The following is a 12,506-nucleotide window of genomic DNA, read 5'->3' as shown; positions in this document are numbered from 1 at the left end:
AATTAAAATATATTTTTTAAAATCTTTGGATCCTCTCCACCATGGTAGTCGGCCATCATCGAACGATAAGCTACCGAAACGACAATGCAAGCTAAAGGTACAACCAAAAAAGAACTCACGAGGTTCAAAATAATAAAAATTATGTAATATTCTAAAAAATTAAAATACATCTGCAGCAACTGAAAGAAAGCAAACACAGCCAAAATCAACAACAGTTTGAACACGTTACCCTTTGTCAGTGCAAAACTAAAACGCAAAGATTTGAAAGTCCCCGCGTGTTTATCTATAATGAAGAACGGATAAAATGCCACTCTTATAATTAGGAGAAAAGTTAATATAGCTGCCACAAAAACAACAAACATCGTAAACTTGCTCATCAGCTCCACACGATTTTCACCGTTTTCAAACAAATAAAGGAAAGGTAAAGAAACTGCCCCCAATAGCATTAAGAGCATTATTGAAAGTACCATAATACTGAGCATAGCTCCGAAAAAGTAAACGAGTTCCTTTGAACTTGGAATACATTGAATCAGCTTCTTATCATGATTTCCATCAATCAGACTCAAAATATACTTAAACAAAGTCATATTCAATCCGAAATACATCACCATGAAAAAAAACGCCATAAAACCACTCAACACTACATTGAAATCACTAATCGATGTTGCGAGATAATTGGAGAGTCCAGAAGTCACAAATAACAGAAAACAAAGCCCGGCAACCGAAAAATAATGCTTTTTCAGCAACTCCAATGACTTATTAAAAACCTCATTAACGGCAAAAGTACTTTCCTTTAGGAATTGAATCATTTGATCTTTAAATAAACTTATACAAAGATGCCATATTTTTTAATTTTCAACAATTTACACACACAGAAAAATCACTTTTTTGTGATATTTAACATAAAGAAGAACCCGATAGAGCATATTTGGCAGCGTGAATGAATGAAAATACTCCAAAAAATAAAAATCCCCTATCGGACTGATAGGGGATACTTTATTTCTGCCTTACTTAGAGTTATTTAAACTCTTTTGGAAGTGGCTTTTCCAGTAAATATTGATAGTAAAAACGCGCACGTTCATTAAAATCATATTTACTTTTCGATCGGTCAAATCCATGACGGCTTCCAGGATAAATCATCAATTCGAAAGGAACATTTCGATCAGTCAATTTATCGACCAGCTGGATTGTATTCTGCAGATGTACATTGTCGTCCATATCGCCATGCATAATGCGCAGCACACCTTTATAATGATTAGCATAAGTCAATACAGATCCGGTTTTATAGCCTTCAGGATTGTCCTGTGGTGTATCCATCCATCTTTCCGTGTAATGACTATCATAGAGACCCCAAGAGGTAACCGGTGCGCCAGCAATACCAAAATCAAATACATCAGCCGCCTTCGTCATCGCCAAACAAGTCATATAGCCACCATAGCTATGCCCGGTGATAAGTACTTTGTTTTTAGCGACCCAAGGTTGCGATTTTAACCATTTAACAATTGTCGAATAATCAATAATTTCCCAGTGACCAAGATTGCGGTGCATATAAGCAACACCTTGTTTACCAAAATGACCAGATGCCCGGTGATCTGCAGAGACTTGAATAATTCCTTCATTGGCCCAGTACTGATTGGCCGTTCCTTTCCAGGTATCTTTTACCGTTCCCGCGTCAGGCCCACCGTAAATACTGAAAACAACCGGGTAAACTTTTGATTTATCAAAATTTGTCGGATAAGTTATTGTTAGGGGAAGATCGAACAATCCGTCATCCGATTTAAGATGTAAATATTCGGTTTTACCGTAGGTATACGAGGCAAAATCAGCAGCTTTACTATCCGCTAGCTGACGTACGACCTTACCTTGATTATCCAACAAAGCGAACCGATCGGGTGTACTCACATTGGAGTATTTAGTAATAAAATACTTGCCGTCAGGCGAGACATTCACATCGTGCGAGTATTCACCGAACGTCAGACGTTTGAGATTTTTACCCGAATAATCCACGCGGTACAAATCAAAACGCGCTGAGTTTTCTTTACGTGCGGTAAAATAGATCACCTTATTTTTTTCATCAATCCGTTTTAATTCCGTTACCTGCCATTCGCCGGAAGTAATTGGATTAACCAATGTTCCATCCAATTTATAGAGGTAATAATGCGCCCAGCCTGTCTTATCCGATTTTAGGATATAATATTTGTTGTCCGCCAGATACGTGATACGCTCATCGTGATCCAAATTGATCCATGAAGCCTGACGCTCATCATAGATTTCTTTTTTCGAACCTGAATTCGGATCCACTTGATAAAACTTCAAATTGTTCTGATCCCGGTTCATCCACTGTACCATCACATTTTTACTATCAAAGGCCCAATAAGGCTGGCCAAAATACTGATCGTCTTTCTCGTTGAAATCAGCCCAGGTAACGTTGCCCCCTTCGAGGTGAACGATTCCTACCTTCACTTCCGGATTTGGGTCACCGGCTTTGGGATATCTTGTCTCCTCCAGGTAACCATGCTGGCCTTTGGACGAATAAATCGGAAACATCGGAACCTTTGTATCATCGAACCGCATAAATGCTATCTTACGACTATCTGGAGACCACCAAAAAGCTTTGTACTTTGTCGGACGCCCAAGAATCTCTTCGTAATACACCCAAGATGACCAACCATTGTAAATGACGTCAGTACCATCATGTGTATATTGCATCTCTTCTCCGGACGCCACATCCACGCTGTATAAATTACTTTTGCGCGTAAAAGCCACGTATTTACCATCTGGTGACAACGTTGGGTTCTGTTCGGCAATATCAGGCGAATTGGTCAGCTTTTTTACGGCTCCATCACTGCTTTTTAGGAAGATATCGTTGCTATCGATGTAGACAACTGTTCCATCTTTAGCAGGAATTGTATAAATACTTCTTTTGCCTGATTTAACGTTGACCTGATACAAATGACCATCGTTTACATCATTCTCCAGGTAAGCTGTCCCGTCTGCCCAGCCCGGATACTGATTGGTGCGAACTGTCAAAGATTGCTTTTGCCCCCAGGACTGCGCAAAATCCAATTTCTTCTGCGCAACACCAGTCTCGTGCACAAAAAAAACGATCGACGCACCTAAGAGTACTCTTGATACCGTATTCATTACTTTTTGGATATGTTTATTATTATTTGGGCTAAGATAAAGAATTGTGACAAATAACGATGATTTTGCCTGTAACAAGCTTAATTCACATGCGGTATATCCTGTAGCTTATCAAAAGTTGAAAAATAGTGCGGGTTATTGATTAAAGACGATGCTCAAAAAGGTTTAGCTGTATACCTTCTTTTGGAAAATCATTTTCTTCCACAAAGTTGGATATTGAAACTCCCAATAGCCGCACCTTGTTTAGCAGCTCAACCTTGCTTAACAAACGATGTGCAGTGGCGTAAATTTTGTCTTCGGAGTCGAAACTACTTTCTATGGTCGTGCTACGTGTAAGTTGAACAAAATCCGCATACTTAACTTTTAAAGTTAACGTTCGTCCAGAAACTTCCTTTTTGCCGATACGTAACCACAACTGTTGACAGAGTCGATGCAAAATGCTATTTAATTCTTCAAATGCTTCTACATCCTCTTCAAAAGTATCCTCAATACCAATCGATTTACTGCTGCGATTAGGAACAACTGGACGGTCATCGATACCTCTGACAATACGGTGAAAAAAGTGACCTGTCTTTCCAAACCAACGGACCAGATCATCCTCACGCTGTTTTTTTAAATCGAGCCCCGTAAAAAGACCCAGTTCGTGCATTTTCTTTGCAGTCACTTTCCCGACGCCAAAAAATTTATCTACAGGCAATGACTCCATAAACTTAACAATTTTAGAAGGACCGATAAACGTCAAACCATTGGGTTTATCCATATCTGAAGCAATTTTCGCTACAAATTTATTGACAGACACACCAGCCGACACCGTTAAGTTCAGTTCGTCCTTAATAGCTCCTTTAATCGCTTTGGCAATATCGATTGCCGAACCAATGCCCTGTTTATCCACTGTAACATCTAAATATGCTTCATCCAGGGAAAGTGGTTCAATTAAGTCAGTATACCGTAGAAAAATCTCCCTGATCTGATACGAAACCTGGCGATACACATCAAAACGGGGATAAGTGAAGATAATATGAGGGCACAGTTGCAGAGCCTTTCTTGAACTCATAGCAGATTTGACACCAAATTTTCTTGCTTCATAGCTCGCTGTCGCAACCACCCCTCTCCCATCTGGAGATCCGCCGACAGCGATTGCCTTCCCCCGATATTCGGGAAAGTCGCGCTGATCTACAGACGCATAGAATGCGTCCATATCTAAATGAATGATCTTGCGATATATCTGGTCTGAGTCCATTGGACAAATTTACAAAAATTAGCATAACAGCACGTACGAAGGATAAAGAAACTAATAGAATTAGCATCCAACAAATCACCTTTTTCATTGACTTATAGTAAAAACCACTAGCATTTATGCGGTTCATTATTTATCTTTAGATCAAGTTTTACAATAGGGTATCGAAGAATACATTTTTAACTGCTTTACAAATTGTTTGAAACCATTTTAATTCAAATACATAATGGAAAATTTACCTGAACAACAAAAGAAGAAATCCGGATTAAAAAAATTTTTGCTCATCCTGATCCTCTTTATCCTCGTCGGAGGTGGCTCATATGCCTACTGGAAATATTATTATGTATTCGGTGAGGGTGTCAAGTCTGGCTATCTTAATTACGCTGTAAGAAAAGGTAATATTTTTAAGACATACGAGGGCAAGCTCATCCAAGAAGGATTTGGAAGCATCAAAACTGGAGGAATAGCCAGCAATCAATTTGAATTTTCTATCGAAGACGATTCAGTTTTCCAACAATTGGAGCTCAACAGTGGAAAATATTTCGATCTACGTTACAAAGAGTATCATGGAGTACTTCCTTGGCGCGGAAATACTGTCTATGTTGTTGACAAGATTGTTAATATGAAATAGAAACTTCGCTGTATGGTCAGCGAAGTTTTCAGATGAGCGGTCGAAATCAGTTGTATGGTGCTGTTATAGATACGCCAAAATATATTAGTTGCTTCACGCTTGTGCCAGAAAGACGTCGCGGACGATCAGTTTATCTTTGAAATAACTTTTCAGAATCGTTCCATCACCATGGAGTGTCCATACTTCCCGAGGATCAACCATTTTGATATACTGGAGAATGTCGTTCCAGTCCACGTGATCGGATATATAGAGTTCGATATCATTCTGTGCCTGCAGGCGCTTCCAGCCCGAAGCGAACGCCCGCAATACTTTGGTCGCTCTGAAGTAGCTATTAAATGTCATTGGGGGGACCAGATAAACTTTATTCTGTTCGCCCTGTTTCATTTCTTTTCTGTTGTAGGGCTCGTAGGACAATTTCTTTAACCCGTGCTGATCGTAAAGGCGATGGTACGGCAGTATTCCACTATGCACAAGTACTTTTCTATCTGGACAGTATCTATTGATCAAATCAGTAACGCGTTGCGCCTTTCCCAGTACATAAGTACCCAATAAGATATTGCTGGCATGACCATCTAATTTTTTGATTTCCTCGGCCGGGTTAGGATGGATAACAGCCGGATTTGCAAAGGTACTTTCGGTAATCAATACATCGGCTTGATGCATTTCGATGGGTTCACAGGTATCATCGGGCTGTAATTTATAATCGCCGGTATACAAATATCGCACGCCCATATATTCCATTAGAATCTGTGCCGACCCGAGAATATGCCCTGCAGGTATTAACGTAATCTCGACAGCACCGAGTTTAAAAGGACTGTTATATATTTTAACCTGATAGGAGTCTTTGCGATTTTGCTTATAACGGTGACTCATAAACAAAGCTGTCACATGGGTAGCATACACATAATCGTGCCCTGAGCTCGCATGATCGCCATGGGCATGAGATACGACATTATGCATAACTGGATTGCTGGCATCGATAAAAAAATCACCGTAACGGCAGTAATAACCTTCTGGCTTTCTGACGAAGAAGTCAGGCAATATTATAGACATACTATTATTTTAAAAATTTTTGATGTAGATTCCACACTTGTGGCAATAGTGGTGTGGTTCCATCATTAATGATGACGAAGTCTGCCAGTTTTAATTTTTCTTCATCAGTTAGTTGCGTATTTATTCGCTCCATGACCTGTTCTTCAGTGACGCCATCACGCTCCATAACACGTTTAACACGTATGTGTAAAGGCGCAGTAACCAGGATGGTATAATCAAGATCCTTGTAAGAGCCACTTTCAAAAAGCAAAGCAGCCTCCTTGAGCGTATAACGGGATTTTTGTTGTTCTGCCCATTCCTTGGCCTCCTGTATAACAATAGGGTGTATAATTCCGTTCACAAGTTCGAGCTTCGCTCTTTCTGAAAATATACGTTGAGCTAAGAAAGCTCGATCCAGCTTCCCGTCCGGATAAGTCTCTGCTCCAAATTCCGCGATTAATCGTTCTTTAATGCGAATATCACTATTCATCAGTTTTTTAGCTTCCTCATCCGCGTTATAAACAGGTACTGCCATGGCTTTAAAGAGCTTGCAGATAAAAGTTTTACCTGATCCAATTCCGCCTGTTATTCCAATCTTCATGAAAATATCGTTATTTACGTACAAAAAAGTCTACATTTTGAGGCACAATGCTAATTATCTGACAATATTCCGGAACTTTGGTCAATAAAATGGGTAAGTACTGTACCTGATTCTTCTCCCAATCTGAAAGATCTACCACTGCCTCAAAATCGCGCGAAGTATACCTATTGTAATCTTTTACGGACATCAATACGGTGACAACAACTTTACTTGGACTAAGTCTGACCGAACTATAACGTTGCCCATTTTCCACCTTGACAGGTAATTCGATTACTTTCTCAGTCAATTCACCTACTGGCATCAGCACCTCAACAGACGTTGGATAAACATTGATATTCCCTTTTTGATTTTTCGCCAGATTCGCAACAGTTCGTACATCAGTTTCTACGTCTTTCCCGCGAACGGTATCGGTTTCCCAGTATTCAATTTCCGAAACATCCTCGTAAGGTCCGGTGATGGTGACATAAGCAGGTGTGACTTTAGTTTCAGCGATAAAGCCATATCCCCGTTTAAATGCAATATTAGCTAGGGGATTCACAGGCACTTTACGTTGTGTCTGTTTCGAAAAATCGAAAAATAAGGTATCGGGACTCACCGACACGACCCGCTGTTCATGCGGAAATTGCCGATTTATAAATCCTAGCTGATTAGAAAAAACGATCCAATCTTTGGTTTTTAGTGAGCTTAGGTCGACCTGAACTTTAGGTGTTTCCAAAGCAGCCTTTGAAAATAAAAATTGCCATCCCGTCATCTCCAATTTCACCTTTACCGTATCGGATTGCTGCGGGTGAAATGCGCGTTTCTCGGGAAGATTGACATATTCAATTGCTGCCTTAACGGACACAGTATATTGATTGGAAATCGAAAACAATAACCAAGCTAACAACGAAATTCCAACACAACGCACGAAGACATTAATCTTACGCTGTTGGGTCTTATTTATTCGAACTGCATTCGCCATGACACAAACTTAATCAATTTGCGTAAAAATCAGTTCATATGCGGGTAAAAACTTGGTCTGACTAAACACTACCAATTGCTTTCCAATACTCAAATAAGATATACTGGAAATTTGTCCAAAACCAAAAGACCTGTTCATCTGATCCGTACTAATAGGAATGTATTCGATGGGACAAGCAGCACAAGCAGAACTAGAAAAAATAATATAATTCGATAAAAATTTAAAATAAAACATTAAATAATATGTGTTTTATTTTAAATTTCACTAAGTTTGTATCAATCAAAAAAATCAATTATTAAACTATCCAATAATAAAACAGCGCGCTATCTCTACTATCTTTCTTGCATAGTAATGGTATTTTATATCCTATTTTTGGTATCAAATTTATTTACTTCCGGCATACCGGCCGCAGGTAGCGGCCTTAAAGCTTATCAGGTTTGTAATGTTAATATTATACCCAAAGACACAAATAGCCAGGCAAATCAACAAAAGGATATTTCTCAAACATTGGATCACTGGTTCAACAACACATTGATCGTCAGTCCGTACCAAGGGAAGGGCTTAGTGCAGCTGAGATTTCAATCCCTTAAAGAATTACTTTCATTTTCATCTATTCTTTATCAAATTGCACAATTATGTTACTGGTTTCTAATAGGTTTATTAATTTTCTTCGTGCAAAAGCTCTTCAAATCGTTTAGTAACAATACATTTTTTACAGATAAGAATGCTTCGTTTATTATTTTCAGCTCAATCTGTCTACTACTTTTACCTGTTACGAGATGGATTACACAGGAATCTTTCCTTAATTGTATTACAAAATTAAGTTTAAATAATTCGAACTATTTGTTACACAATGGAACACATGTTTTCGATACGGAGACCATTATTGGATTAGTATTATTGGCTTTTGGCGCAGCTTTTAGATCCGGTGTCGTCTTGAGTAGGGAGAATGAATCCTTTATTTAATTAAACATGCCTATTATAATTAATTTAGATGTTGTCTTAGCCAAGCGTAAAATGTCTTTGACAGAATTATCGGAGAAAGTCGGTTTGAGCCTTGTCAATCTTTCCATCTTAAAAACGGGAAAGGCTAAAGGCGTCCGGTTTGAAACCTTAGAAGCCATCTGCAAAGTGCTGGACTGCAAGCCCGGAGACATTCTTGATATAGAGTAACCCCAAAAGACACTGAACAGTATAGTGCCAGGTTTATTTCTATTTCACCAAATTAGGTCAATATAATTGATAACAAATTGAATATAAACACGTTTAAATTCAATTTGTTATTTATTTTTAAAGAAAAACGGTTAAACCTATTGCTACAGAAGATTTTTTCATTCAAGTGGCCTATCCTAATGAAGCCAATATTTCCATTGCATTTTTCTCTTTTGTGGCAAGGGTTTTGAAAATTGCTGATAGGTGGTGCAAGATATTGCTTTGCATTTTTGACCATTGCGGCAATCAGCACTTCTTTCAGTTCAACGTTCTCCATATTACCTGCTATGGTATAATACAAATTTTTGGACGACATAGGCCCTTTCTCTGCCCGCGCTAAAGCTAAACTCGCAAGCGACATCTTCACATTACCGCCTTGCTGCCTCGTATCCACCAAATAGGCGTGCTCATCGTCATAGCCATATATAGCGACATAATGTCCCGCAAAATGAAATGGATTAGCAAAATATTCCAGGTAATAGGCATCGAGTTTTAATCCCACAGGTTGCCCCTCATCCAAGAGCTGTCGTACAGCCTGTCAGGCTTTTACTTTTGAAGAGGTTTCATGAACATTGAGTTCGAGACCGAGATTTTTACAGATATGCTGCGTCAGGAGATCCGTTTTTATTCGTCCGCCCAAAAATGGAAAGTCCATGGTTTTCATTTTCCAATAGATAAAACCAAGTCCCTCCCCTAATCCAAAAAGCATCGGTTCAGAAAGTTCAATGCCAATATGCTTCAATAAAGTACCTGTTGCGGTAGTTTCACAATGTAGCCCATCAAACGGTTTAAGATTTTCCATAGCAATCTTTTTCACAAAATTAGAAGCTCGATTGACAGCTTGGTGTCAGCAGGAAAAGAGCGTCTAATAAATACTTCTTGCGACACACTTTTTTGTTACAGAGTGTAGTCCCTTCCCTATTGTCTCATTTAATTTTTTAGCTGCAACAAAAGAATATCAGTTGGTAACCAACTTATCACTTTTTACAGTGATTGTTCAGTGATTGTTCAGTGATCGTTCAGTGATTGTTCAGTGCAGACTGAATAAACAATGACTGATTACTGTCTAAACATAGACTAAAAATTGTGTTTAGGGATTACCTTGTATTAGCATATTTCCTTTTTAATGCTTATCTTAATTATCTATAAGCTAATCAATACATTATGGCAATCATCAAAAATGGCGTTAATGGGACTGTTTCCGGGAAAGCAGGCTCTGTTGTATTTGTGTCGACTAAAACAGGAAATTATGTACGCTCTCTCCCTCGCGTTAAAAAACGAGAGCCCACACCTGAACAGCTGCTGAGTAGAACACGCTTCAAAACTATGAGGTCGCATATAAGCATGTTAAACCCGATCATCACTATAGGCTACAAGGCATACAGTTATCCGAAACGGGCCTATGATGTCGCAATGTCTTATAATTTGAACCATGCGCTTATTCAGGAAGAGAACGGTTTTGTGGTGGACTGGCAAAAATTTATGATTGCCAAAGGAAGTCCCAATCCCATCACTTCCTACACGATGGATTTCGATCAAGAAAACCAGGTATTTCTGGTTACTTGGGAATACGACCCCTATCTGGAGAAGAAATTTGACATGGGAACTTATGATTCGTTCTTATTCCTGTATAATGCAACGTATAATGGGGCTGAATATCCATTTTTGACGAATGAGGCGAAAAATAGCTTAATAACGGGTAGACAAAACATTGATATACCGAAACATAAAAAGCAAGTGACCTATGAAGTGTATATCTTTTTTGTAGAGAGCTATGGCGGAGGTAATACAGACAGTATGCACTTAGGTAATATAAAGATTTGACCGGTACATAAAAAAAGCCAGTTTCCTACGAAAACTGGCTTTTTTTTCTTTCTCGAAAAAGCTTATGAAGCGCTCTTTTCTGTGTTGTTAGCAGCTTTAGAAGCATCTAAAGCAATGGCTGATTTGTCAAAACGGATTCTAACGCCCGAACCTACATCAACTAAGAAAGTCGTATCTGATACTTCTACAATACGCCCGTGGATACCAGCTGTAGTTACTACTTTAGAGTTTACTCCAAGTTCTTCAATATATTTTTTGTGATCTTTTTGCTTCTTCATTTGCGGTCTGATCATGAAGAAATAAAATACCACGATAATCAAAACCATTGGTAGAAAACTCATCAAATTGCCACCTGCTGCTTGTAATAATACTGTGTTCATTTGTAATTATATCGTTTAATAATGTGTTATTTCGCTAATACTTCGCCTTTTAACTGTACGGTTGTCAAGCCATTGGAAGCATTCGATTGAATCGTAATAATCTTCTGCTGTTTACCAACTTGTCCTTCACTATTGAAAGTTACATGAATTTCAGATGTTCCACCTGGCAAAATAGGACTTTTCGAAAACTCCGGTTGTGTACAACCACATGAAGCAGTGACCTTAGAAATAATAACAGGTGCATCTCCCGAATTTTTAAGTACAAAAGTGTGTTTTACCTGTGCGCCTTCCTTTACCTGGCCGAAATCAAATGCAGACTCCTCAAATTCTACTTTTCCCAATTGTGCTGCAGCCTTAGAAAGGCTATCTGCAGCGGCGGTGTCGGTTGCTATCTTCGCTCCTTCTTCTTTTCCCTTGTTTGTATTTCCACAAGAAAATAAAAGCACTGCTGATAAAGCTAAAACCGAATATTTAACAATGTTTTTCATTCGTAAAAATTATTTATGCGTTTGGTTTTAATCTCTTAAACCACGACCTGCCTTCTGGATTCGTCCCTGCTGATTCAGGTCGTTCAATATTTTATCTAAGATACCATTAATAAATGTATTACTTTTCAATGTACTGAATACCTTAGAAATTTCAATATACTCATTTATTGTTACTTTCACGGGAATTGATGGAAAATTAATCAATTCACATATCGCCATACGCATCAATAACGTATCCATTAAAGCAATCCGATCTGACTCCCAATTCTTTGTTTTGTCAGAGATAAGCTTTTGATACTCATTTGTATTACGAATAGTTTTACCCAATAATGCAATGATATAATCGCTATCGTCATTCCAATTTTGTGTAATTTCTGCAAGTTTATTTCTACGCGGATCTTCCGAACTGAAATTCTTAAATGTCTTCGCAATAAGTGCTTGCAAAACTTCCTTATCTACCGGCCAGTTGATAAATTTTTCTTCAAAAACCTGCTCGATAACCGGTGATTTCAAGATGATCTTTTTAAAGATATGTTTGATAATATCTTTTTCCGTACCGATCGAACGGTCTTCTTGCTGCAAGTATTCCAAATAAGCCTCGGAATCCTTTAACTGTAAAAATACAGTACGCACGATCTCCGGATCAAAACTCCACGAAATCTTATACTTTTTGACACCTTCTCCATATTGTGGATTTTGTCTCAATGACTCAATAAAAGTGTTTGTACTTAACTTGGTCGTTAAAGACAAGTCTTTTTCAGTAGGCAAGAACTTATTGGCTCTACCTTCTGCATCTATTAAAACATAATCTGATACCTCATCTAATAGATTCAGTGTCCACATATACATCTCATAGACTTCATCCACATTTTTTAATAGTGCTTTTTCAAATGTTTTGATGTCTTTATCTTCTGAAAGACTGTACGCATAAAGCGTTTGCACTACTTTTACCCTCAGGTGTCTCCTGTTTAACATAGTAATTTAAAGAACGATTTT

The 12,506-nt window shown here is 38.4% G+C and carries 14 protein-coding genes and 1 pseudogene; 4 read left to right on the top strand and 11 right to left on the bottom strand.

Going from position 1 to position 12,506, the window contains the following annotated elements:
- Positions 1-2: 2 nt before the first annotated feature.
- The 3 genes from QE382_RS10040 to dinB all read right to left on the bottom strand — a co-directional run bounded on the left by QE382_RS10040 (position 3) and on the right by dinB (position 4,384).
- Positions 3-809, bottom strand: coding sequence for a beta-carotene 15,15'-monooxygenase (locus QE382_RS10040; protein WP_307185768.1), 807 nt, complete (start codon positions 807-809; stop codon positions 3-5).
- 208 nt (positions 810-1,017) lie between these two features.
- Positions 1,018-3,144, bottom strand: a complete 2,127-nt coding sequence (locus QE382_RS10035) for a S9 family peptidase (RefSeq protein WP_307185767.1) — start codon at positions 3,142-3,144, stop codon at positions 1,018-1,020.
- 142 nt (positions 3,145-3,286) lie between these two features.
- Positions 3,287-4,384 (bottom strand): DNA polymerase IV, encoded by a 1,098-nt coding sequence (dinB, locus tag QE382_RS10030; protein WP_307185766.1) that lies wholly within the window; start codon positions 4,382-4,384, stop codon positions 3,287-3,289.
- Positions 4,385-4,607: 223 nt separating this feature from the next.
- On the opposite strand from dinB, the gene QE382_RS10025 reads away from it, so the two are divergent.
- Complete coding sequence (locus QE382_RS10025; RefSeq protein WP_209574508.1) at positions 4,608-5,012, top strand: hypothetical protein; 405 nt, start codon at positions 4,608-4,610, stop codon at positions 5,010-5,012.
- A gap of 93 nt (positions 5,013-5,105) precedes the next feature.
- On the opposite strand, the gene QE382_RS10020 is transcribed toward QE382_RS10025, so the two are convergent.
- From QE382_RS10020 to QE382_RS10010, 3 genes are read right to left on the bottom strand one after another with little or no spacing between them, the layout of a single operon-like run.
- Positions 5,106-6,065 (bottom strand): exonuclease, encoded by a 960-nt coding sequence (locus QE382_RS10020; RefSeq protein WP_307185765.1) that lies wholly within the window; start codon positions 6,063-6,065, stop codon positions 5,106-5,108.
- Between the two features lie 4 nt (positions 6,066-6,069).
- Positions 6,070-6,645: a dephospho-CoA kinase gene (gene coaE, locus QE382_RS10015; RefSeq protein WP_307185764.1), complete on the bottom strand. Its 576-nt coding sequence runs from the start codon at positions 6,643-6,645 to the stop codon at positions 6,070-6,072.
- 10 nt (positions 6,646-6,655) lie between these two features.
- Positions 6,656-7,606 carry a CdaR family protein gene (locus tag QE382_RS10010; RefSeq protein ID WP_307185763.1) on the bottom strand — a complete coding sequence of 317 codons (951 nt, stop codon included), beginning with the start codon at positions 7,604-7,606 and terminating at the stop codon, positions 6,656-6,658.
- Positions 7,607-7,978: 372 nt separating this feature from the next.
- Between QE382_RS10010 and QE382_RS10005 the strand changes: the two genes are divergently transcribed.
- Positions 7,979-8,572 (top strand): hypothetical protein, encoded by a 594-nt coding sequence (locus QE382_RS10005; RefSeq protein ID WP_307185762.1) that lies wholly within the window; start codon positions 7,979-7,981, stop codon positions 8,570-8,572.
- Between the two features lie 6 nt (positions 8,573-8,578).
- Entirely contained in the window at positions 8,579-8,779 is a 201-nt protein-coding gene (locus QE382_RS10000; RefSeq protein WP_307185761.1) for a helix-turn-helix domain-containing protein, read from the top strand.
- Between the two features lie 52 nt (positions 8,780-8,831).
- Here the strand turns inward: QE382_RS10000 and QE382_RS09995 are convergent, their stop codons facing one another.
- Together QE382_RS09995 and QE382_RS09990 are read right to left on the bottom strand one after the other, a co-directional pair.
- Entirely contained in the window at positions 8,832-9,179 is a 348-nt protein-coding gene (locus tag QE382_RS09995) for a DUF4872 domain-containing protein (protein ID WP_307188020.1), read from the bottom strand.
- A 36-nt stretch (positions 9,180-9,215) separates the two neighbouring features.
- A pseudogene (locus QE382_RS09990) lies at positions 9,216-9,620 on the bottom strand (BtrH N-terminal domain-containing protein); the annotation flags it as partial.
- Positions 9,621-9,982: 362 nt separating this feature from the next.
- Between QE382_RS09990 and QE382_RS09985 the strand changes: the two are divergent.
- On the top strand, positions 9,983-10,642 hold the full coding sequence (locus QE382_RS09985) for a DUF6266 family protein (protein ID WP_307185760.1): 660 nt from the start codon (positions 9,983-9,985) through the stop codon (positions 10,640-10,642).
- 62 nt (positions 10,643-10,704) lie between these two features.
- Here QE382_RS09985 and yajC read toward each other — a convergent pair whose 3' ends face one another.
- From yajC to nusB, 3 genes are read right to left on the bottom strand one after another with little or no spacing between them, the layout of a single operon-like run.
- Positions 10,705-11,022, bottom strand: a complete 318-nt coding sequence (gene yajC, locus QE382_RS09980) for a preprotein translocase subunit YajC (protein WP_209574516.1) — start codon at positions 11,020-11,022, stop codon at positions 10,705-10,707.
- A 26-nt stretch (positions 11,023-11,048) separates the two neighbouring features.
- Positions 11,049-11,510 carry a DUF1573 domain-containing protein gene (locus QE382_RS09975; protein WP_307185759.1) on the bottom strand — a complete coding sequence of 154 codons (462 nt, stop codon included), beginning with the start codon at positions 11,508-11,510 and terminating at the stop codon, positions 11,049-11,051.
- Positions 11,511-11,537: 27 nt separating this feature from the next.
- Positions 11,538-12,485: a transcription antitermination factor NusB gene (gene nusB, locus QE382_RS09970; protein ID WP_307185758.1), complete on the bottom strand. Its 948-nt coding sequence runs from the start codon at positions 12,483-12,485 to the stop codon at positions 11,538-11,540.
- Between the last annotated feature and the right edge of the window lie 21 nt (positions 12,486-12,506).

This window comes from Sphingobacterium zeae (assembly GCF_030818895.1).
In the GTDB taxonomy this organism is placed as follows: domain Bacteria; phylum Bacteroidota; class Bacteroidia; order Sphingobacteriales; family Sphingobacteriaceae; genus Sphingobacterium; species Sphingobacterium zeae.
The sequence above is the reverse complement of the archived record's forward strand: the minus strand, read 5'-3'. Positions and strand labels throughout refer to the sequence as shown.